Here is a 23,436-nt window from a genome sequence, read left to right as displayed (position 1 = left end):
GGCTCAGGGCAAGCGAAATGGCGCTAGGTGAATAGTTACAACTATAAAAACCTAAATAATCAAATTAATAACAGCAAAGGCTTCACCGCTTTAGGATAAAACAAGAATATGACTAACCCTGTATTACTAATACCAACAACACCACATGCCGATAACATTACTATCATCAATATTGATAACCCACCAGTGAATGCGCTATCACATGCAGTTCGCCAAGGGGTAGTAGATGCTATTACTCAAGCAGAACAAAATGAAAGTATCGAGGCTATTGTTATATATTGCCAAGGTAAAACTTTTATTGCAGGAGCTGATATTAAAGAATTTGGTAAAACGCCAAAAGAGCCTCATTTACCTGATGTTTTACAACGTATAAACCAATGTAAAAAACCTATCATTGCTGCTCTATTCGGTTCAGTACTAGGCGGCGGATTTGAATTAGCGCTTGCCTGTCATTATCGCGTTGCCGTTAAAGGCACAAAAATTGGCTTACCTGAAGTTAATCTAGGGCTAATTCCTGGTGCTGGCGGCACACAACTATTACCTAGAATTGCCGGCGTTGAATTGGCATTAACGATGATCACATCAGGAAAACCTCAAAAGGTAGACCAACTTGATGAATATGGCATTATCGACTTACTAATCAGCGCGGATAGTAGTAATAAAGATCATTTACTTCACGAAACAATTACCTTTACCAAAGAATTACTTGAACAAAACCAAACAAGTAAAATAATAACTCAACAACCAATGACACTTAATAGTGAGAAAAAACAGGCTGCGCTAGCGTTATGTCAGCAATTTAGAGATAAGCTGGCGAAAAAATCACGTGGTCAACAAGCACCACAAAGCGCCGTTAACTCAATAGAAAATTCATTTACTTTACCTTTAAATGAAGCCATGGCGAAAGAACGTGAATACTTTTTAGAATGTCGGGGCTCTGCTCAATCACGCGCAATGCGCCACGCATTTTTTGCCGAAAAAACAGCTTCTAAACTCATGATTTCCTCTGAGACAAAGCCAACACCTACCGATATAAAATCAGTTGCCGTTATTGGTGCTGGCACTATGGGAGGCGGTATTGCCATGTGTTTTGCTAATGCAGGCATTAATGTAACACTGCTAGAAATGAGTGAAAGTAACTTAGCCAAAGGCATTAATGCCATTGCCAAACGTTATCAGCAAGCACAAACTCGTGGCATTATTAGCAAAGAAAAAGTTAATCAATGTATGGCATTAATCACTGGCACTTGTGAGTATCAAGATTTAGCGCAAGTTGACCTAGTCGTAGAAGCCGCCTTTGAAACCATGGAGGTCAAACAACAAATATTTTCTCAACTAGATAATGTCTGTAAGCCTGATGCAATTCTGGCGAGTAATACCTCTTACTTAGATATTGATGAAATAGCCAAAGCAACCACACGACCAGAAAAAGTCGTTGGCATGCACTTTTTTAGCCCTGCCAATATAATGAAATTATTGGAAGTAGTTGCCACTAAATATACTGACGCCCAAACACTTACTACGGCAATGACCTTAGGCAAAAAAATGGGCAAGATAAGCGTCGCAGTAAAAGTTTGCTACGGTTTTGTCGGAAATCGCATGTATGCTTGTTATGGTCGCGAAGCCAATATGTTATTACTTGAAGGTGCTACGCCACAGCAAGTAGACAATGCCATGGTACAGTGGGGAATGGCCATGGGGCCATTAGCCGTTAACGATATGTCAGGCATAGATATCGGTTATAAAGCTCGACAAGCAAATACTGATCGCTCTGATGATCCTTGTTATTTCGCTCCCGCAGATATGTTAGTGGAAGCCGGCCGATTAGGACAAAAAACTCACGCGGGTTTTTATCAATATGATGAAAAAACTAACAAGCGTAGTCCAGACGATACTGCTGTTAACCTTATTAGAACTCATGCTGCAAAGTTAGGTATTAAACAACGCAGTGATATCAGTGATGAAGAAGTTCAACAACGACTGATTTTTGCTTTGATCAATGAAGGTGCCTATATACTAGAGCAAGGCATAGCTAGTCGCGCCAGTGATATTGATGCCATTTGGCTTAACGGTTATGGATTTCCACGCTACTTAGGTGGCCCCATGTGTTATGCCGATGAAATTGGTTTAGAAACAGTTGTCACTACAATCAAAAAATTCCAACAACAAGCTGGAAATACTTATTGGCAAGTAGCCCCATTATTAGAAAAATTAGTTGCAGAAGGGGAAAAGCTTACAAGCTAGCTTTTGACTAACTTAGATTTAACTCAAGGCGATTATGTTCAACATAGTCGCCTTTTCTTTTTGTTGTGCTTCAACAAAATTCGGTTATATCATTGTAATGATGAACTAAAACTGAAAAATCTAAAGCCACTTTTTATAGGTATTTATCTGTGATAGCACACATAAACTTAATAAAGGGCATAAAAAAGTGCAACTCTAAGAGCTGCACTTTATAACTAGCTTATGTGCATCCTGCACTTTTATTTAGTGTTCTCATTTCATCCGTGAATACTTTCCTTAGTATATCCTTTAAGTAATACCTACTTATTGTCCTTTAGCAATACAGCCTTGTATTTCCTTGCTATCATCCTTAAAAAATCCTTTATATAAATTCCATTTACAACAAAAATTTCCTCCTAGACATCGTCTTCCTGACATCAAAATCCTTATTGATTCACATCCTTGTTATTTTCATCCTTTAGTAACTTCTTAATTACTAGACTTTATCCTTAAGCCTTATTCAAATACCTTAGTACTTCATACTTTAGTACTCTTTACCTTAATAACCATTACAGCGAATAAAGTATATTAAAGAGCTTCCTGCTCTGTGTCTTCCTGACATGATTAATAATACACTTAAAACTTAAGTTTAGAAGGATGAAAATAAAACATTTCATTAGTAAATTTTTTGTAATGAATTAACTTTATTAATATCAATAAAATTCAAGTACTTAAATAAAACCAGTGAATAAAACTAGTATTAAAAACAATATATCTCACACCCATGTAAGACATGTCTTACAAAAATTACAGCCGATATCTATACGGTAGATTTATACGTGTGGGAATTTACCTTGGTTTCTGGAATTTCGATACCCTTCTGGATTTTTTTAGCTATTGAAATCGCGTAAATGGTTCTTTAAACACTGTCAGTATACTCAGGTTGTATGTGACCTACCTATCAGTTCAAGTATAAGCTAAGCATTTGTGTGGGTTCCAGTTTATTTCTAAATTTTGTCCAGCAAGATTAAACTCTACAAAAGGGCTATTTATTAAATAATGATAAAGATAACTCTAGGTTATAGAGTTAATTTAATAAGAAGAGTAATCACACATAAGTAGGCTTAGATGTGCAAATTACGTCTATTTTTGGCCACTTTATAGACCTTAGTAATGCCTAATTATTGGTGCTGTTTTCAGTCGCTTTGTGCCAAAAGTAGTCTATCAGACTTAAGGGGGTTTATTGCAATTACAAAGTAAAGAACTCTACTTAGGAAAAGCTAACACTCAATATTAACTTCGGTATTTTACCTTCATATTAAAATTCTCTCTGGCTAAGTGATTCTTATGGTTGTTTCAACTTATGGAATTGCCGGGATAGGAGATAGTTCTCCACTAGATTTCATCTTTTTTATTTTCTCTCGCTCTAACTTAAGGCGAAATTGCATATTCTGTACTAGTTGTTGAAATATTGGCTCACTATGAAGCTCGAGATAGTCAGGATCATTGATCAGTTTCTCTGAGTGCCAGCCTTGTTCAACAACCTCAGAAAAAGCTTTCAATGCGGCCTTTTTGTCCCCCAACGCTAAATAAATTTGAGCCTGCCAGTTGTTATGTTCATCCGCCCAGCCGCCATGAATTTCAACCTGAGCCGCTTTAAGGCTACCAGTTAACAGTTTAGTCGCCTGCGCTATTTTGCCTTGTTGCTTTAACAATCGGCCAAGCCCTAGCGCGACGACAAAATTGGTGGCATCTACCTTGACATCGGCCTCAAAAAGTTCAGGATAAATTTTTTGATAATGCGCAATCACTTCCGTTGAACGCTGTGTTTGCAAACCGGCTTTCATCAGGTTGTACATAGACTCGTTAACTAGCATGAAGCTTTTTGATACCTTAAGGTAGGAATCGATAGCGGCATTATAGTCGCCGCGAAGTTGATGAATAAATCCTTGAGCATGATTTGCCCCACTAAATTCTGGTGCAAGCGCGATAGCATGACTAAGCCATGCTATCGCTTGTTGATTATCGCCTAAGTGAATGTATATCAAGCCCATTAACATTGAATTAAAAGGCACATTTGGGTCTAGTTGAATGGCTATAGAAAGTGAGCGCAGAGCTTCGGCAATGTTATGTTCACCGAAAAATTCAATACTAGTTAATACTCTATAGGCTTTGGCAAAAGTGGGTTTGCGGATAAAAACATCTTCCACTTTTTCCCTTGCGTCATTGAAACGACCGGCCTTAATATATGCTTGAGCCAGAGTTGCGGCCAAATTATCATCGTTGGGATTGAGCGTGTAGGCTGTTGATAACAAGCTAACTGCCTGAGGAATATTATTTAAGTACCTCAAATTTAATTGAGCATATGACATATAAACAGCTGTATTATTAGGGTTGATATTGATTGCTCTTTTAAAAGCTGTGTCAGCAGCCTGATAGTTTTGTTCATAACTTCTCAGCCTGCCAATGGCTCGATATAATTCACTGCTATTATTATCAAGTTTCATGGAGGTTGCGATTAAAGATTCAGCTTTCACTAACTGCTCTTTTGCCGGTAGTCCGGTCCAATAAATTTGCCCTACATGTAAAATAGCTAACAATGCATAAGCCGTGGAAAAACTTGGGTCGAGTGTTATCGCATTCTCTAAATGGGCAATGGCTTGCTTATTTCCATCATGAGTGTTTTTCCGACCACTTTCTTTTGCCCTAAAATATGCCTCTAAAGCAGCCATATTTTGGGTTGGCAGCCTTTCAAGATCAGCTATTTCTTTGGGTGAAAGCACCGTTTCAAGTGTTGTGGCAATGGTTTTTGCGATTTCTTCTTGAATAGCAAAAACATTTTTAGCGGTGAGTTTTCTGGTATAGCTTTCTGCCCAAATATTTTCATTGGTTAAGGCATTAATTAAATGAACATTGATCCGGATATTCTCGGTTGCCCGTTGCACACTGCCTTGCAGTATGGTCGCCACGCCCAGTTCTTTGCCGATAGTTTGCACATCCTTACCACTGTTAAGGTAAGTCATCACAGAAGGCCTAGATATTGATTTAACCGCGCTGATTTTTGAAATTTGTACTAGCAGGTCATCATGTACCCCTCGGGTAAAGAACACATCCTTTTCTAATTCACTGTGATTATTAAATGGCAACACGGCAATGGATTTAAGGTTGTGACTATTAGCCGCATTGTTCACGTTTTTTTCGCTAACCGGTGTCAAAATGTTGTAGCTAATAATCAAAAAGAGCAGCAAGGTGACTGCCAGTAATGGCCATAAATAACCTTTGTTGTTAAATGCAGGGAAAATAATCGGGTTGGTAGCGTTAATACTCGCTTCAGGCATGTTTGAGCTGTTAGCCTCACAAGGAATTGCGTTTATTTCGGCAATAAATTGATATCCACGCCCTCGAGTAGTTTTTATAATGGCTTGTCGTTCACCGTCATCTCCTAATACAGCGCGTGCGCATTTTATATTATTGCTTAAAGCGGCATCGCAAACTTCACGTCCCGCCCAAAGGTTTTCAAATAACTCATCACGCGATACCAACCTGTTTCTATGGTTAATCAGGTATAAAATCAAATCAAAAACATGGGGTTCAACCAATTGCAACGCGCCATTGACCTGCAAAGTGAAATTTTCGGTATTTAGCTCACAGCAATTGAACCTGAATATCATTGGCTTTGTGTTCCCTTAATCGGCTTTTTCAATATCGCATCATAATATTATTTTTAACAATAACAACAAGGTACGAAGTGGTTAGCTGATCCATAACTAATGAATGGCTAATCAATAGATGGTCCTTAGGTTAAGTAAGTACGCATTGATTATAGTAAAAGTGTAGTCTAGCTTTCGCGACAATGCGTACAGAATACGTTGTTGCGAATCATTAAATTGTTTTAACTAACGATACTCAATAATGACAACTTCATTTTGTGGTCATGAGTAATGATAGGAGTACGAAATTATGAAACCAATTAAATTATTACTGATTATAGTGGCGATTTTCGTGATGAATAGCGCATATGCCGTACAATATAAATTTGTTGCCATGGATAAGTCGATATACACGAGAATGTGTGTGCTTGCTGGTAACAATGAACAAAAAGCATTAAAAACAACCTTGAGACGCCAAAAGGATAACGTTAGGGGTCTTGCTAATAGCACTCTGTGTAATGGTATGCACATAGCAAATTTTGCTAAAAATTATAATGCTAATATGACTTTTGATTACTTAAAGAAATATACCTATAAACATAACTTAGATAAAGCAACCAACATAACGATTAAGGATAATGTGACTCGTACAACTGAGAATAAATCAGCTGAAGAAATTATTTTAGTTTTTGTTGGGCGTTAGTTCTTAAGTAACTATTACTCAGATAAAGGGAGGTTAAGTAGAAGCATCTATTTCGGTAAGCTTTTATCTACAAAGTTAACCTTAGTGGATGTTTTCTATATGTGTTATGCCTCATTTAATTTAACCACTCCTTAACGGCCGTTAATCGCTCATTGACATGAAAGCCCAGGGCATTAAGTACCAACTTGTGATATTGGGTTAACCGTCACTAATGCCACAGACTGTGTGAAAACCTTTTGATCACCTTTTCGTATAACTAGCTGATAGTTATGATCAATCAGTCTTAAAGAACACTACAAATAAAGTATGCATTTACTATACTTATCAGTAAGTTAATCTTTATTGGTAAGTGTAATGTCAGGCTTTATTAAAGGTGTTAACCGTTTCCAATCTACACTCTTTCCTGAATCTCTCAATGACTTTGTTAATGCTGAAAATACCGTCAGAGTCATTGATGTGTTTATTGAAGCATTGGATTTAGCTGATTTAGGTTTCACCGGTGTGATAACCAAATCTACTGGCCGCCCTAAGTATCATCCTGCGGTCATGTTAAAGCTCTATCTCTATGGATATCTTAATCGAGTCCAATCCTCTAGAAGATTAGAAATTGAAGCGAATCGAAATATTGAATTAATGTGGTTACTTGAGCGACTTGCGCCAGATTTTAAAACCATTGCTGATTTTAGAAAAAATAACGCTAAGGGTATTAAACATGTTTGCCGGACATTCGTTGAACTATGCCGACAACTTAATATGTTTGATGAAGGTGAGATTGCCATTGATGGCAGTAAATTTAAAGCCAGTAACAACAAAGATAATAATTACACCCCAAAGAAAATGGCATTTCATATCGAGCGTGTTGAAAAACATATTAGCAACTATTTAGAAAAACTAGACCGTGCTGATGAAGAGCAACATAGCCCCCAAACGGTCAAGGCAACACAAGATACAATTAACAATTTAAAACAGAAATTAGCTGAGTTAAAAACATTAGAAAAAGAAGTTAAAGACCACCCAGAAAAACAAATATCCACCACTGATCCAGATTCAAGACTGATGAAAACTCAAGGTATGACGAGAGTTGTCAGTTATAACATACAGAGTGCTGTTGATACCAAGCATCACCTAATCGTTGCACATGAAGTGACTAATACGACTGACCGAGGGCAACTCTGCCCTACAGCTATTTTGGCTCAACACGCGCTAAAAAGAAAAAACCTAACGGTTATCGCTGATAAAGGCTACTTCAGCGGCAAATATATCAAAGACACTCAAGATGCAGGTATGACACCATTGGTACCAAAAGGTGATACCTCCGGTAGCGATAAGAAAGGAATAATTAACCGTTTGAAGTTTAAATATGATAAAGAAATGGATGTATTTATTTGCCCCAATAACAAAGTGTTAACGCCCGGAAAAACAATGACAAAAAATGGCGATATGTATCAAATTAATTACCGAGCAAGACTTAAAACCTGTCGAGCCTGCTCATTGAGATCTAAGTGTACGAAAGGTGCGAACCCTAGAAAATTAACTCGGTGGGAGCATCAAGACTGTATTGATAAAATGGATAAGTTAATGAAACAACGGCCTGACCTCATGCTAATAAGAAAGCAGACCGTTGAACACCCATTCGGCACTATTAAGTGTTGGATGGGGATGACACATTTACTCACTCGTCGATTTAAAAATGTCAGAACCGAAATGAATCTCCATGTTCTGGCTTATAACTTCAAACGAATGTTAAGCATAATGGGTAATCAAGGCTTAATAAATGCGATAAAGGCCACAATATAAGGCTCTAGCCTTGTCTTTTTATTTTAAATTCTACTCTCATCAAAAATAAACAAACTCAGCGGTAGAACATATTTTTAAATTTATACAAACCATAATGAGTTTTTACACTGGCTGGCCACATTATGCCCCTTAGATTTAGTACCATAACGACAACTGTAAGGCTCACAGCTGTCTTTAGCTTAGGTAAATTTTGATGGCAGTTTTGGGTCACAGTGATACGGATAGATTTGGCTGCCAGAGAAGAGGCGCTGTTCTCCAATTTTAGTCACTAGTTATTTTGGTTTTTTAGCTGAAATCATTAACTGTTCAATCTCATTGAAGACAAAATAATTTACAAGGGGGCTAAGTCAACTTTATAATCATACAACGGAAATGACTCACTATCGTTATTTGAAGTATATAGCTTAAAATATCCGTCTATTAACCCAGCATAACAAATTTAAATTGGCACTGTTGATAATGAAAAACACCGTTATTTTGAACGTACTTACAAAGATGTTTTACGATTTAATTTGTAATGTTTTATCAACTGATTTGAACTTAGTTTGCATGTTAAATATAAAAATAATCTGGATATACCAATAAGATAAACTCCAGCAAACCAACTACACCTTCATCATTAATAAGTGTCAGTTTTATTTACATATTTAAAAAAAACAAACGACCATTTTATATATGCCATTGAATTATAAGTAGTAAAAATCATGGTGTGATTTATGCTTTAGTCTCTAGGATAAACAATAATATCAACTTAGGAGATAAAAATGAGGTTCCAACAGCCAGTCTGGAAAATAATTAAAAGTCTTTTGTTTGCAGCCACATATTCAATTTGTTCTATATCTTCAGCTTATGCGGGTGCCATCGCTTCTGATATAAATATTGTTGATGCTTCAATAGCGTTTGATGCGGACGCAGTATTGGATGATTCATTTAGTTATGGGCCAACCACAGGAGATTTCAGCGTAATTGAAGGAGGTTCTGCTACCACAAGCGAATACGCTGGAAATCTTGTCACTTCAGGTGTTAATCCGTTAGACGGCACATATGCTGTACCTAATGTTAGCGGAGACGGCGTTGGTTTTTCTGGTGCTGTCAATACTCAAGATGACGATTTTTCAATCGGTTTCGATTCTTTTCTCAGTGTTGAAAACTCTTCATTAATAGATGTTTATAAGGTGATTTTCAAATTAACTTACAGTAATCTCGTTAACGCCACTGGAGCTGATTCCTTCGCTGATTCCGAATTTATTTTATTTGCCGGTGGCATTGAAATATTTTTCACAGACCTTTTGTCGGATACATTATTTGGTGATGAAATTGGTGGAGTTCTTACAGGAAATTCTGGGGAAGAATTAAGTGAAAGTAATACTCTGTCTTTTGATTTTATGATAAACCCAGGTGAAACTCTTGACTTTGAGTTAACTTGGACGCTAGAAGGTGGTAATTTTGAAACAGGAAGCAGCATTGCAGACTTTTCTCAGTTTTTATCAATAGAAGATACAATCCTTCAGTCACCCCCTCCCCAAGACGTACCTGAGCCAGCAAGTTTACTATTGTTCGCGATCGGGATGTTTGGGCTACTCAGAAAGAACAGGTTCTTTAAGATAAAATAATTTAATGTCATCAGTTGAATTAAGCTGTATTACTGATTAATTTTTACAAGAAGAAGGAAATTTATCATGTTCAAAAAATCATTAAGACCTATAGGTACTATTGCAAGTTCACTGGCACTTGTGGCGGGCTTAAGTGTTAGTCAATCAGCAATAGCGTCAGAGCCATTCGTTGGTCAAATTATGCTAGTAGGCTTTACCTTTACGCCAAGAGGATTTGCAAATTGTGACGGGCAATTACTCGCGATATCTACAAATACTGCACTATTTTCTTTATTAGGTACAACATATGGTGGCGATGGTCGCACTACGTTTGGCTTACCCGATTTACGCGGCCGAGTTGCGATACACACAGGTAATGGTCCTGGATTATCTCAACGTAATCAGGGGAGTCGAGGGGGAACTGAAACCGAAACGTTATCAGTGGGTCAGATGCCGAGCCATAATCATGATGTAAAATTAAGAGGAAAGGATGCTAGGGGTGATTCTGCTACACCAGATGGAAACAGTTTAGCCAGTAAAAGTCGTACTAAGATCTATAGTTCGGCTGCACCCGATGTAGACATGAGTGCGGGCTCTATTGTTCAAAATGATAAAGGCAATAATCAGTCTCATAATAACATGATGCCTTATTTAACCTTGAGATATGTAATCGCCTTAGTAGGCATATATCCATCACGTAACTAGTATGGATATATAAGCTCAATAAAAATCGCTAGTATTAAACTAGCGATTTTTTATATATCCGCTAATTTTAGGTTTACTTTTAGGTTTTATTTTATGTCTTTTACTCGTGCAACTTCTTTTACTCTCTTAATTTTCTTTACTCTTTTTATTATCGTTTTTACGTTTTCCAATATAGCTAGAGCAACTGAAAGCCGAGATATCCGTCATGCTGAAAAATTACTGGCCGCGGGAGATTATGATAACGCCTTTGAAAAATATCAGCGTTTAGCTAAGGAAAAGAACAACTCTTTGGCAAAGTTAACCATGGCGATGTTTTATGATTATGGTTGGGGGCGAGTACAAGATAGAAAAAATGCCTGTTTATGGTATGAACAGGCCGCTAAGCATGAAGTTCCTGTGGCTGCTGACGCCTTAGGAAGTTGTTTTGAAAATGGTGTACATCAAAAAATAGATTATGCTCAGGCAGCTATATGGTATCAGAAGGCTGCTGATCTAGGATATCATTTGTCATTTTGTCATCTTGGTGCGCTTTATGTTAAAGGATTCGGAGTAGTGCAGGATGCTAAAAAAGGTGCAAATTTATGTAAAAAATCTGCAGAACAAGGCTCAGTTCCGGCTATGTTACAACTTGGACAATTCAACTTATTACAAAACACAGATTTAACAAATAAAAGGGCTCTAGATTGGTACGCTAAGGCGGCTAGTTATCATTCAGATAAAGCGCAATATCAGCTAGGTGTAATGCTACGTGATGGCATAGGCATAGATGCCAATAACCGAGTAGCCCTTGAGTGGTTTGAACAATCTGCTGCACAAGGTTATGTGCCCGCTTATTATCAAACTGCACTCTTGTACTACCATTCACCTAAAAACCCTGAGAATAATTTGTGGGATGAAAAAGAGCTTGCCAAGGCATTTTTATGGCTTTCAGCCAGTATTCAACGAACAGAAAATATTGAAGAAATTGAAAAGTCAAAACAAATGCTGAGTGAAGTTATCAATGTTATGCCCGCTACTTGGACAGAAACCTTAGATAACAAACTTCAAATACATCTTAATAAATATCCTTTAACAACAATAACTAAGGCTAAGTAGTTGCTCTTTTTTTATGCACAAACTTTATCATCGGTCGCTCAATGAGGTAATAAGAGATAGTCGCGGCAAGAAGGGTAATTGTGAGTGAAAATAGGGCCAAATAGCACCAATGTTGTTGGGCATCCAACCCTAATTTTGCCATTTGACGATAAACTAACGTCAATACTGGAAAATGATAGAGATATACACCATAAGAAATTGCGCCTAGCTGCTTAAGCGCTTTACTGTCTAATACCTTTACACTGTACTTTGTCAGCGGTGTACTTATCAATAATCCGGCAATTAACAACGGGGTCAATGGCAAGCCATATCTGCCATAGGGTACTTGTATGCTTTCACTGAATGGGGTTGATAGTAGTAGCAAACAGAGGCTGAGACAAACCCCAAAGATAATATCATAGCGCCAATTTCCACTCCCCTCGTACCCATGCATTTTTTCTGTAATTATAACTAAGACGCCTCCAGAGATAATACCAATAATAAAAAGGGGTAAATGTGCTAATAATGAGTGACTAACGACCGCGCCGTAAGGCCGGATCCAAACAAGTTGCTGATCTCCAGGCCAAGTTATATTTGTGCTAATAGATGAAGATATTAAGTAATGTAAAATATATGCAGTTATCGAAAGCATAGCTAATAAGATGAATACTCTCGTTATTTTTGCACTACGAATGATGCGAAATAGAAAGGGCAGTAAGCAGTAAAATTGCATTTCGATAGCCAAAGTCCAAAAAGGAGGGTTGAGGCTAAAAATGGAGAACTCTGCATAATTAAACAGCAAGCTGTAATGTAATAATATATCGGGCCAGGCTTGCGGAAATTTCCAATAATCAGTTGTCACGATAATAAGCGTTAGTGCCAGATAAAATGTGGGTAAAATTCTTACGATACGATGGGTGAAATAAGTTTTTGTATTAGGCCACGCTTGCTGATGTAACAATGATTGCCAAAATGGTTGCGATAACAGTAGACCACTTAGTATAAAAAACAGGGCCACGCCGTATTCGCCATTGGCAAATAAAAGGAAAAAATCAAAAATACCGACTTGTATGTCAATATCAACTATCTGGTTATAATGCACAGCAAACACGGCAAGTGCAGCTAACCCTCGCAGACCATCTAACCCTCTATAGCGAGTCATTTATTATAAACCTAACGAGGTTGCAGCACGTTGGCGAACAGTAGCATCTAGATCATGGTTCATTGTAAAAGTTAAAAAATATTCAACAAAAGGCATATCAAAATTATTTTCCAATATTTTAATAGCTTCTAGGCGGTTTTTTATAGAAGGATCTGAAAATAGCGTTTGTGCAACCATACGTATGGAGTTTTCGGTATTGATAATACCTAATCCAATGAATGTTTTTTGACGAACAAGTGCTGAAGTATCCCCCAAGCCAATCGCTAACGCTTCAGTTGCATCATCACTAACAAGATTACTAATAGCTGCTAGCTTTAAATCCAAATCATCTGATTCATAAAGTACCCGTTGCCAATCATTATCTTGCTGTGATGAACCCTCAATAAATATAAATCTAAAACGTTCGTTTGAAGGTTGAACTAAGCCGGCACTATTATCTGAATGTTGGTAATCATTCTTCTTTACAATATCGCCTAAGTCCTTTGAAAGTAGTGTGTTTTGTACAATATCCTCCACGGTATTTTCTGCATTGGCAACATCATTTGTGGTTGTAAAAACATCTACTGACATTCGACCTGTTAGAACACCAATAGTAAAAATCATTACCAGATATACATATTTTGAATACATAGTAAATTTACCCCTTTAATTTTATTTCAAGCTTAAACTTGCCTTGTATTAAAATAGCTGCGTATCGTGATTATTTAAAACTATACTTTTTGGCCCTGTTCGATAATAATGTTGTTCAACTATGAAATATCCATTATTAAAGAGCTATAGATAAATTTAGCATTTAAACCCAAATTCTTCCCGTAATCTTAAAAAAATGGCTGACATTCTGTAATAGTTGTCGTTATCTTGACCAATGCTATAGTAAAAGTTTGGCCTGTAAAGTGGCGTGACTTGCCACCAATATATCCATTGTTTTTTGACTCCAAAACTCTAGATAAATTTATTTATATTAATGTCAGCTACATAGCGATCAAAAGTCATACGGTAGTCAGTGAAGATAACGACCGCTTTCTCTGGGAGCTGCCGTTGGTGAAGCCAGCTCTAACGTCAACGCGCACTAAGCAGCCCTTAACCATTTATATGTAATAGTATATTTTGATTAGATTTTGTATCGATTACGCCGTAGTAAACGGCTGCGATTTTCGCATGCAAATTTAACTACCTTGTTAAATATTTTCGACATAAAAGCCCTTAATGTTCTTTCTTATTTTTCTCAACGACCTCGCCGTCAGAGTCTTTCCAAGCGTTAAAACCACCATCAATGTGGCAGACCGCTGTAAGTCCCATATTTTGTAAGGTTGCGGTAGCCAGTGCTGACCTCCAACCAGACTGACAATAGAGGATAAACTGTTTATCTTCACCAAATACTGGTCTGAAATAAGGGCTCTCAGGGTCAACCCAAAACTCCAGCATACCCCTTGGCGCATGAATAGCATTAGGAATAGCACCTTCACGCTCTTGCTCTCGAATATCTCTGATATCGACAAAAACGACATTCGAGTCGGCTAGCCTTCCTTTTGCGCCTTCAACAGACAGTGTCTTGATTTTCGCATTTGCCTCTTCGACCAACTGCTTACTACTTTTTAATAAGGACATAATAAATTTACCTTGATGGTTGAGTGATATTAACGCCTCACTAAGAAGCAAATAATAGTTGGTTAAAATAAGCGACGAAGGAGCAAAAACCAACTGTTATTTGTCCTTTTGAGTGACTTGTTGGCACTTTAGCCTTTTAGACATCAGCCTTCAGATGATGAACTGTTGATAGGTTTTGTGCTCTGGCTAATATCTAAAAACCTTAACTTTGAAGTCATGCCCATGCAATTATGTGAACGGCAGCAATGGCTCAAACCTGACATTAATCAATGATTAGCTGATGACTTATTCTTGCTAAAAGCAGACTATTTTTCTGCGTTGGAGCGCAGAAAAAAATCTATATTATTCTTATTCAAATTTGAGGGACTTAACTTGTTCTGGAATATCTAACGTTAAAAAGTGGCTAGAATTGTTACTTTCAATAACAGTAATATTATTTTCACTTCTATTGGCAACCTTTAACATTAAGTCACGGCTTAATACCGCATCTTGACTGCCAATTAAAATATAACCTTTATTAATTCCATCAAATAAATCAACCCTATTTACCAGTGTCCAAGTATTTATATTCTCGAAGTTATTTAACAAGACCTTAATATTTTTATGATTATTAAACATACCTAGCATCAAATGTTTTTTACGTGCATTCATGGGCCTAACATTTTTAAATGCAAAATCAGGTATGCCAAACCTCGATAGCCAAGCCACAATAAATGGAAACGGATACATAATGATATAAGAAATTACCTCATTAAATGCTTTAAAGCGTTTATTGGCTTTAATAAGAGGAGCCTCAGGTAAAACGGGGGCTTCTAATATCACCGTTGCATTTTTAAATAATGCTTGATTTTGTTTAATGGCTTCAAGTACAACTGCCCCACCACGAGAATGCCCATGTAATAATAACTCATCAGTACTTGCCAAATTTTTAACTGCTTGAATGAGCACAGCAGCATCATGTTCAATAGTATCGCGATCATAGGAATTTTCTATTTGCCAAGTCGCTTTTATGGGCGAGATATTTTTATTAGCCGCATGATAGTCACAACTATTAATTAAAATTAATTCACCATCATTAGCGGTATAAAGCTGAGTAAAGTAGCGATAGTCAAATAACCAGCCATGCATACAAATAATGGTTTTATCACTTGGGCCAGTATTTTTCACATGGGCCACAATACTATGACCTACTTGATACAAGTCACCATTAAAATCTTCGTGATTTTGAACGCTGGTTTCTTTTAATAAAAGATGTTTCCGCCAAAAATGAATACAAATAACGAAAATTACTATACTGACAATAACCATAAGTTCACTCGATGAAGAATATATTTATGGTGTCGAATATAAAGTGCGCTGCATGCTTATGCAATGTATTGCTACGATTTGGCTTAATTTAAAAATGGATATAAAAAATCTCGATCATAAGTGGGTACTATGGTCTGTTTACTATATTACGTTTTTAGCTAAAAACAGTCGTTATTGTTTATAATGGTTATACTAACAACTATAACTCCCTCACAAGATAAGCCCTAAAGTAAATCAGACATTGAGCAGAAGATGTTTATCTAATTTGATTTAGCTGTAGGTCAATAGAAACAAGGCTCTACTATATTAACATCTGAAAAGTTCAGTGTTTTTAATTTTAACAATTTAGTGATTTTAGAATTATGGAAAACTAAACCCCTTATTTTTAATGGGCTGTAGGGAAATCAAATGAAAATTTTGATGTTTACTCTGATCTATATCTGTTTCATGGTCTATAATCGTCTGATATAGCGGACTGTTTAACAAACTTTTTTTGTTTATTAAACGGGCGTTATGTACGTAAGCAATAATTCTATCAATAGCGGCTAAAAAACCACTTGACCCAAGTCACTATAAACAGTTAGTACAACAACAGTTGAAATGTTCGATAAGTGTTGGCTTCTGTTTGGTCATTTTACTTTGCTTAAAGCGAAGTAATAGATTAAATATGGGGATCTGTGTCAAGCTGTTTTTAATGCAATCCCCTTAAGCTTTGAACACTTACAGAAGTCTGAAAAACAAGCATTTAACCAACTAAGACGCTTGAATAAGCATCCCCTGTAGATGGAAATACTTTAACTGCAAATAATTATTGATGAAGCACTAAATGTTAATTTGATACTTTACATTTAGCACTGTGCCTCATCCGATACAGGGGCAAGCTCCGTAAATTTTCTCCGCTCTGCTAAACACAAAAAATATTATATGCCGTTAGCTACTTACAAACGCCATGCTCTCATTTTACAGCCTTTAACAGCATAGAAAAGAATAAATAAATAACATGGAAATAAGACTAAGTATCCACCCTGCTCACCCATTTGGGTAGATGTAGAAGTAATACTCCAGAATAATGGTCCAAAAGCACCACCAGAAATACCCATAACTAATAATGCTGAGCCAATACTAGTTAATTTACCCATGCCAGATAAAGCCAATGGAAAAACAGCAGGCCATACAATCGCATTAGCAAAACCTAAGAAAGCTATCAACACTAGAGTATCGGGTAATTTCAAACCACCTAAAAGAGTATCTGCAATTGCAAATGAATTATTATCACCAAACACAATGCCAGCCGTTAACAATAATCCTATTACGGCAGAAACCATCAACGCTTTTTGTTGAGAAATAATACGTGGGATAAGAGCAATACCTAAAATATAGCCGGCAACCATACACACCATAGTGTATGACGTCATCATAGTATAATTTTCAACGCCTAGTGATAATGCAAAGGTACCTATAGTATCCCCGGCAATAACTTCGGCTGCCACATAGAAAAAAAGAGCAACAACACCCAAAATTAAATTTGGGTGCGCTAATGTTTCTTTTAGGTGGCCAGTATTATCCCCTTCACCATCGGCTTCACTTGCTAATTCTGGCAAAGGTGATTTTTTCACAGCAAAAGCGAGCAAGCCGATAAAAATAGCCATACCTAAGTAAGGTAATATCAATGAATTTGCCATAGCATCAATTTGAATTGGCGTTAGCTCTGTACCAACAGTGTCAGTAAAGTTACTCAGAATTAACGCTGTAAATACAACGGGTGCAACAACACCTGCACCTTTATTCAATATACCCATAACAGAAATACGAGCCGCAGCAGATTCTTCTGGTCCAATACGAACTACATAAGGATTAACCGCTGTTTGTAAGAGTGTTTGCCCTGTACCCATCACCAACTGTGCTAATAAAAACAATGGAAATATTTGAGTTTTTGCTGCCGGAATAAATAGTAATCCCGCAACCATCATAGTACCCATGCCCAAAGCCATACTATTTTTATAACCCACTTTACGAATAACAATAGCAGAGGGCAAAGCAGTAAAAGTGACCGCTATATAGAATGAAAATATGATTAAAGAAGCTTCAAATGGAGTCAGTTGTAAAATTTGTTTTAAATAAGGCATTAACGAGCCATTAAGCCACGTTGCAAAACCTAAAATAAAAAATAGACCTGCAACAATGATCATAGGTACTGCATTACTTTGCTGTTTTTCTTTGGCTATCGACATTTCCATAAATTCCTCTTTAAGTTGCGTTAATTTATTTATTATTATAATTATTTAGTTACGATTATTTATTTTTGACTTTACTCTTAAACTTTTCGACCTGATATCCAGGTTTCATTTACTGAAAAATCATCATTTAAAACCACTAAGTCAGCATATTGACCAACCTTTAACTGACCTCGAAGCACATTTTGTTGTTGATAAAGGTATCGTGCGGGATATAAGCTTGCCATTCGCAACGCTTCATCTAATGGAACGTTCAACTCAAGGTGAGTATTTTTAACCGCAGTTGCCATATCTAATGAAGAGCCGGCTAATTCACCCGTAGTCGAAGTTAACTTGCCATTTTCTACATAAACGGTTTTATCATACAAAGGAAACTCCTTTATATCAGTGCCTACAGGTGGCATTGCATCTGTCACTAAAAATATTCCACCCGCAGGTTTTGCTTTGATAGCTAACTGACAGCTAGCATAATCAACATGATGACCATCAACGATTAATCCAGCTTGAGTATTATCATTAAGTAACGCGCAACCCACTACACCCGGCTCTCGACCTTGCAATGGTGACATAGCATTAAATAAATGAGTAAAACCACTAGCACCTGCATCAACCGCTTTTTGCGCGGTTTTAAAATCGGCATTAGTGTGGCCCAAACATACCTTAATATCTAATTCGACCATACGTTTGATATCTTTGGCTGAAACAGTCTCTGGCGCTAAAGTTATCATCACTTGACCAATATCTTTACGTGAAAGCACTTGCCATTCAGCTTCTGATATGGGACGAATCAGCTCAGCGCAATGAGTGCCTTTTTTAGCTAATGATAAATGTGGTCCTTCAAAGTGAATACCTAAGATGCCGGGCACTTTTTCTTTAATCGCCTCAGCCATAGCATCAGCGGCTTGCGCCATTACTTCTATTTTGTCAGTAATCAAAGTTGGCATCATAGCTGTAGTGCCAAATTTGGCATGAGCAGCAATGATGGTTTTGAGTTTATCTAATGAAGGGGTGTCATTAAATAAAGCACCACCGCCACCATTAACCTGTAAATCAATAAAGCCTGGAACAATGAGTCCTGCAATAACGACATCAACATTACTTGTGTCTAGATCAATCGCGCTGATTTTTCCATCATTAATGGTGAGTACATGATTATCGAAAAAATTCTGACCATCAAATAATCTTTTGGCGTGTAGGCGTAGTTGCGTCATTATTTTTCCTAACTTACTGGCTGTATTTTAGCCGCTTCTTTTCTTGCAAATAATACGGAACCCACTTCAGGAGGGCTTAATGGCTCTGATAATTGTTGTTGAATATCTTTGCTAAGCCAAGGTTTAAGACGTATTGTTAAGCCACCAATCATTGAAATTCGCGGTGGCTTTTTGGCTATTAGTGCTAGAGCAATACTATTGATATATTCAGCGCCTTCAGCAACTATCTCAAGTGCAACTTTGTCACCCTGCTCAGCCGCATCAAAAACTAAATTAGCAAGTTGTGCATAATAAGTAGCCGCTTTGCCAGCAATAGTTTCAACTAATTCAGTGTCATTATGACAGCCTAATTTTTTCAATAATACTTCTGTCATTATTGTCGGTGCAACAATGCCATCAATGGCCAATAAAACTTGCTTAGCGGCTTGCAAACCAAACCACGCGCCACTACCTTTATCTCCATGAGGAAACCCATGAGCCCCTAACATATAATATTGCTCATCAATGCTAGCAAACCCACATGAACCTGTACCAGATATCATTACAGCACCATCACTGCCTTGGTGAGCACCCAAACAAGCAATAAGTAAATCTGTCGCTAAAAACATTTGTTTAAACGGATGCTGCCATGCTTGCATTTGTTCAAATAGCACAGGTAAATTAACACCTGCTAAACCAACGCCAGCAATAAGTTCGCTTAATTCTATATGCGCTAAACCCGCATCTTTTAATGCTAACAGCGCTGATTCAGTTATTGAGTTAGTTGCTTGTTCAAAGCCATGTAATGGATTTCCTGGGCCAGAGACTCCCGTACCCAAAATTTCATTATTTTCATTCATCACGATAGCTTTACATTTACTTCCACCACCATCTATACCTAAAAATAACTTTTTGTTATTGTCACTACTTGTGAACATACTAGCCTCAAAATTCTTATTAATTGTTTAATATCTTATTTTTGCACTTTGTAAACTATTTTTGTTTACTTGGCAATGTAAAAAAGCATTCAATCAAATTTTCATTGTTTTCATCTTAACCATAAATGACAGCGTTGTCATTTTATTTTTGTTTTTTTTTCAATATTAATGTTTATTTCTATTGTTAGATAAGAGTAACCTGCTGATTTTACATATTAAACCAGCCTAATATTAATGTAAAAACACCGAAGTAACACGCCCTGTTCTTGTTCCATTTACTGAACGACTACGTACTTTCACTGCCGTATGTACCTTAACTGGTTCGCTGTATACCTGCCATGCTTGTACTTCACTGTTAGTACCTGATAATTGATATTCAATACCAAGTCCTGGAAAAGCAATATTAGCTTTTAATACCCCTTTATCAATAACCGCCCCTACTGTAGGTAAGCGATAATCAACACCTGACAACTCTAATTTAACAAATTCTTTTTGTCCCAAAGTATTAGCAAATGAATGCCAATTGTCATCACGTTTATTTTGCATATCTGCAGTAAAAACTTGGCTTTTTTGACTGTATTTTGCACCTTGGTAATTATAAGGAACAGCCCACTTAGGTATGTGCCATGCGCGCTCTGCTAACGCTAATAATCGTGGAAACACTTTATATTCAGCCATTTCATCGCTGCGAGTATTTTCACTCCAAAGCTGTCCTTGAATACCTAAAAAAGTTTGTCCTTTAGCTAGCGGCGTTTTCGTATCATCAGCGATATATGGGTTATCTTGCCTATCTAACCAAAACTCAGCATGTACAGGTAAATTATCAGGCATAAACTGAAATATTTTCTCTGTATTTGTATGACGAGATGCCCAATAATAGCCGTGTTCCTTTGGGTCAGCTTCATAAGGAAAATCAAAATAGAGTACATCTGGCGATGAAACAACCACTTGCCAATCGCGATTTGCTAAGCCATGTACCTTGTCATGTCCATCCCAAAAAAGAACATCCCATGCGTTAGCTTGAACAATAGCAGGCATATTGTCTTTACGTGTGTGCTCCATACCATCACTCCACCCAGCGGTTTCAATATCTAAATCTGACAAAATATTGGCCACTCGTTCAATAAAATATACCCCTACTTGACTTATATCTGTAACGCCATAACTATTATTAGCGACAAACTCTCTACAAATAGGTGATTCAACCCAAGCGCCCGCTGTTTCATCTGCACCAATATGATAGCGAGTTAATGGCTGACCAGCATCATGATGAATTTTTTTTACTTGAGTCATGACTTCTTTTACAAAAGCGTACGACGATTCCATACAAACATTAATCGTATTGTCATGATAAAATTGCACCGATGAATAGATAGTTTTATCGTCAAAATCATTCAGAAGAAACTCTGTTGCTTTGGCATCATCTTCAAGCGCTTTGTATTTATTATAACGAGCTTGCATCGCCTTAATTGAAGATCTTGAATGACCTGGCATATCTAAAGAGGGGATAACTTGAATATAACGAGCACTCGCTGCACGTAAAATTTCTTGATAATCACTAACTGAGTAATAGCCATTTACTGATGAAGTAGTATCTATGCCTGCACCCAATTGTGAAATTAAACACGTTTGCTCTTGGATATCAAAACAGCGTTTACTGCTAAGTTCGGTTAACTCTGGCAGGCTTGGAATTTCTAGTCGCCAACCTTCATCATCGCCTAAATGTAAATGTAACTTATTTAATTTATAAGCGGCCATTTGATCAAGTAATTTTAATATAAATTCTTTTGAATGAAAATTGCGGGCAACGTCCACTAACATGCCACGAAAAGCATAATGTGGCTCATCTTCAACGACTAGAACCGGAAGAGTATTAGTATTTAGCGTTGTTAAACTTGCCAATGACTGTAAACCATTAAAAACGCCATTCGCATCAACACCAACAACATCTATACTTTGGGCGTCAATGGCTAAAGAATAGCTGCCAATCACTTTGTTACTATCAGCCTTAATCTGCAACTTAAGCGCTAAACCTTGCTTGTTTTTGACCGAATTTTTAAGACCTAATAAATTCAAGCGAGCTAAAGCAGCGGCAACTGTATCTTGATCAACATTACCAAAATCAATATGAAAACCGTTACTAACATCAACAACAGCATAGTTCTCATCAACGATAACCGCTTTAGGTGTCGGTATAATGGCACTAGCAACCGCATGATCTGAAATTTGTGCTAATTCAGATAATTTAAGATTACGTTGGAATAAACTTTTACTATTTAGCCACTGGGTTTTATCATCAGCACTGCGTTTAAATTGAGTTACCTCATCAGTAAATGGCACAACAAAAGGCAGCTGCTCCAAGCCTGAATCGGCATCAATGTGAGTTTTAGTGCTTTCAATTACTTGGGTTTGCAAATTCGGGGCACCAACTAAATAATTGGGCAAAGCATCCGTTTGCGATAACATCCAAAAGTTTGCGCGAAATAGTAACGTCTTAGTTTCCCCTTGCTTAAAACCTGAATAGGCATCATTTAAGGAAATAACATGCAAGTCACCATTTAAATGCTTAACGTCAAGCTCTTCACTTTCAAATGATTGTATAGGTGAAATTTGGCTAAAATGAATAGTCCAATCCTTTGCTTTAATTGCTTTATTGGCAGTAAAGCTGAGCTCAACTTCAAAACAAGCACCGTTGGCAATGCTTTGAGCACATTTAGCTGTTGCTACATTACTAACAAGGCGATAATTAATAGCTAAATCTTGGGCAATGGCATCGATATGTTCTTGTGACGCTGTATGTAGCGTTACTGTATCAATGCCTTTAGATTTATTAAGCTCTGTCAAATTTGGTTTATTAGTTACCTGTTCACAACCAAGCAATACCAAGCTACTTGTTAGCATTAATGCAGGTATCAGCAAGGCTGATAGCTTATAATTCATCTTTACAACCCTATCTTGTTAATGTATACCCGTAATCATTCAAAATGCTCGATTCAGAGTGCTTGAGCAATTCCAGTTTGAGGCGCGTCAATTAAATCATGGTTATTCAGGAGAATATGCTCCTGCATTCTCTAATAAGCTACGTCCATGTAGCGCCCTATTTCTTTGACGCAACAATAAAATGGGATTGCTCATGCACTTCTACGATGGGGCTAAAAACGATTTATACGTCGTTATTGATTTTGTGAATGGAACAACCATTCTCTGCAATCAATGCCTTGTCTAAATCGTTTTTTTCTCCCACTGAAACAT

Annotated in this window: 15 protein-coding genes; 6 read left to right on the top strand and 9 right to left on the bottom strand. The window is 37.1% G+C overall.

Annotated features, from left to right (window positions below):
- Positions 1-108: 108 nt before the first annotated feature.
- Complete coding sequence (locus DWA31_RS09875; RefSeq protein WP_114326421.1) at positions 109-2,244, top strand: 3-hydroxyacyl-CoA dehydrogenase NAD-binding domain-containing protein; 2,136 nt, start codon at positions 109-111, stop codon at positions 2,242-2,244.
- Between the two features lie 1,340 nt (positions 2,245-3,584).
- On the opposite strand, the gene DWA31_RS09870 is transcribed toward DWA31_RS09875, so the two are convergent.
- Entirely contained in the window at positions 3,585-5,894 is a 2,310-nt protein-coding gene (locus DWA31_RS09870) for a tetratricopeptide repeat protein (protein ID WP_114326420.1), read from the bottom strand.
- Positions 5,895-6,183: 289 nt separating this feature from the next.
- Between DWA31_RS09870 and DWA31_RS09865 the strand changes: the two genes are divergently transcribed.
- From DWA31_RS09865 to DWA31_RS09845, 5 genes are all read left to right on the top strand, one after another.
- Positions 6,184-6,576 (top strand): DUF3718 domain-containing protein, encoded by a 393-nt coding sequence (locus tag DWA31_RS09865; protein ID WP_114326419.1) that lies wholly within the window; start codon positions 6,184-6,186, stop codon positions 6,574-6,576.
- A gap of 354 nt (positions 6,577-6,930) precedes the next feature.
- Positions 6,931-8,373: an IS1182 family transposase gene (locus tag DWA31_RS09860; protein WP_114326418.1), complete on the top strand. Its 1,443-nt coding sequence runs from the start codon at positions 6,931-6,933 to the stop codon at positions 8,371-8,373.
- A 764-nt stretch (positions 8,374-9,137) separates the two neighbouring features.
- On the top strand, positions 9,138-9,986 hold the full coding sequence (locus tag DWA31_RS09855; RefSeq protein ID WP_114326417.1) for a PEP-CTERM sorting domain-containing protein: 849 nt from the start codon (positions 9,138-9,140) through the stop codon (positions 9,984-9,986).
- A gap of 66 nt (positions 9,987-10,052) precedes the next feature.
- Entirely contained in the window at positions 10,053-10,670 is a 618-nt protein-coding gene (locus tag DWA31_RS09850) for a phage tail protein (RefSeq protein WP_114326416.1), read from the top strand.
- 93 nt (positions 10,671-10,763) lie between these two features.
- A complete protein-coding gene (locus DWA31_RS09845; protein ID WP_114326415.1) occupies positions 10,764-11,765 on the top strand; it encodes a tetratricopeptide repeat protein in 1,002 nt (333 codons plus the stop codon).
- On the opposite strand, the gene DWA31_RS09840 is transcribed toward DWA31_RS09845, so the two are convergent.
- The 8 genes from DWA31_RS09840 to DWA31_RS09805 form a co-directional block, all read right to left on the bottom strand.
- A complete protein-coding gene (locus tag DWA31_RS09840; protein WP_114326414.1) occupies positions 11,758-12,906 on the bottom strand; it encodes an acyltransferase family protein in 1,149 nt (382 codons plus the stop codon). The two genes, DWA31_RS09845 and DWA31_RS09840, sit on opposite strands and share 8 nt — an antisense overlap.
- Before the next feature lie 3 nt (positions 12,907-12,909).
- Positions 12,910-13,536 carry a HEAT repeat domain-containing protein gene (locus DWA31_RS09835; protein ID WP_114326413.1) on the bottom strand — a complete coding sequence of 209 codons (627 nt, stop codon included), beginning with the start codon at positions 13,534-13,536 and terminating at the stop codon, positions 12,910-12,912.
- Positions 13,537-14,109: 573 nt separating this feature from the next.
- Positions 14,110-14,514: a rhodanese-like domain-containing protein gene (locus DWA31_RS09830; protein ID WP_114326412.1), complete on the bottom strand. Its 405-nt coding sequence runs from the start codon at positions 14,512-14,514 to the stop codon at positions 14,110-14,112.
- A gap of 348 nt (positions 14,515-14,862) precedes the next feature.
- Entirely contained in the window at positions 14,863-15,822 is a 960-nt protein-coding gene (locus tag DWA31_RS09825; RefSeq protein ID WP_114326411.1) for an alpha/beta hydrolase, read from the bottom strand.
- A gap of 938 nt (positions 15,823-16,760) precedes the next feature.
- Positions 16,761-18,059 carry an N-acetylglucosamine MFS transporter NagP gene (nagP, locus tag DWA31_RS09820; protein ID WP_425451882.1) on the bottom strand — a complete coding sequence of 433 codons (1,299 nt, stop codon included), beginning with the start codon at positions 18,057-18,059 and terminating at the stop codon, positions 16,761-16,763.
- 77 nt (positions 18,060-18,136) lie between these two features.
- On the bottom strand, positions 18,137-19,267 hold the full coding sequence (nagA, locus tag DWA31_RS09815) for an N-acetylglucosamine-6-phosphate deacetylase (RefSeq protein ID WP_114326410.1): 1,131 nt from the start codon (positions 19,265-19,267) through the stop codon (positions 18,137-18,139).
- An 8-nt stretch (positions 19,268-19,275) separates the two neighbouring features.
- Positions 19,276-20,184, bottom strand: coding sequence for an N-acetylglucosamine kinase (nagK, locus tag DWA31_RS09810; RefSeq protein ID WP_114326409.1), 909 nt, complete (start codon positions 20,182-20,184; stop codon positions 19,276-19,278).
- A gap of 231 nt (positions 20,185-20,415) precedes the next feature.
- Positions 20,416-23,124, bottom strand: a complete 2,709-nt coding sequence (locus DWA31_RS09805; RefSeq protein WP_245942576.1) for a family 20 glycosylhydrolase — start codon at positions 23,122-23,124, stop codon at positions 20,416-20,418.
- Positions 23,125-23,436: the final 312 nt, after the last annotated feature.

Origin of the sequence: Candidatus Colwellia aromaticivorans (assembly GCF_003333305.1) — a bacterium.
In the GTDB taxonomy this organism is placed as follows: domain Bacteria; phylum Pseudomonadota; class Gammaproteobacteria; order Enterobacterales; family Alteromonadaceae; genus Colwellia; species Colwellia aromaticivorans.
The sequence above is the reverse complement of the archived record's forward strand: the minus strand, read 5'-3'. Positions and strand labels throughout refer to the sequence as shown.

What these genes read in the sequence shown, in the direction of transcription:
- DWA31_RS09875 (WP_114326421.1), top strand. Translation starts at nt 109, where the DNA reads ATGACTAACCCTGTATTACTAATACCAACAACACCACATGCCGATAAC.
- DWA31_RS09870 (WP_114326420.1), bottom strand. Translation starts at nt 5,894, where the DNA reads ATGATATTCAGGTTCAATTGCTGTGAGCTAAATACCGAAAATTTCACT.
- DWA31_RS09865 (WP_114326419.1), top strand. Translation starts at nt 6,184, where the DNA reads ATGAAACCAATTAAATTATTACTGATTATAGTGGCGATTTTCGTGATG.
- DWA31_RS09860 (WP_114326418.1), top strand. Translation starts at nt 6,931, where the DNA reads ATGTCAGGCTTTATTAAAGGTGTTAACCGTTTCCAATCTACACTCTTT.
- DWA31_RS09855 (WP_114326417.1), top strand. Translation starts at nt 9,138, where the DNA reads ATGAGGTTCCAACAGCCAGTCTGGAAAATAATTAAAAGTCTTTTGTTT.
- DWA31_RS09850 (WP_114326416.1), top strand. Translation starts at nt 10,053, where the DNA reads ATGTTCAAAAAATCATTAAGACCTATAGGTACTATTGCAAGTTCACTG.
- DWA31_RS09845 (WP_114326415.1), top strand. Translation starts at nt 10,764, where the DNA reads ATGTCTTTTACTCGTGCAACTTCTTTTACTCTCTTAATTTTCTTTACT.
- DWA31_RS09840 (WP_114326414.1), bottom strand. Translation starts at nt 12,906, where the DNA reads ATGACTCGCTATAGAGGGTTAGATGGTCTGCGAGGGTTAGCTGCACTT.
- DWA31_RS09835 (WP_114326413.1), bottom strand. Translation starts at nt 13,536, where the DNA reads ATGTATTCAAAATATGTATATCTGGTAATGATTTTTACTATTGGTGTT.
- DWA31_RS09830 (WP_114326412.1), bottom strand. Translation starts at nt 14,514, where the DNA reads ATGTCCTTATTAAAAAGTAGTAAGCAGTTGGTCGAAGAGGCAAATGCG.
- DWA31_RS09825 (WP_114326411.1), bottom strand. Translation starts at nt 15,822, where the DNA reads ATGGTTATTGTCAGTATAGTAATTTTCGTTATTTGTATTCATTTTTGG.
- nagP (WP_425451882.1), bottom strand. Translation starts at nt 18,059, where the DNA reads ATGGAAATGTCGATAGCCAAAGAAAAACAGCAAAGTAATGCAGTACCT.
- nagA (WP_114326410.1), bottom strand. Translation starts at nt 19,267, where the DNA reads ATGACGCAACTACGCCTACACGCCAAAAGATTATTTGATGGTCAGAAT.
- nagK (WP_114326409.1), bottom strand. Translation starts at nt 20,184, where the DNA reads ATGTTCACAAGTAGTGACAATAACAAAAAGTTATTTTTAGGTATAGAT.
- DWA31_RS09805 (WP_245942576.1), bottom strand. Translation starts at nt 23,124, where the DNA reads ATGAATTATAAGCTATCAGCCTTGCTGATACCTGCATTAATGCTAACA.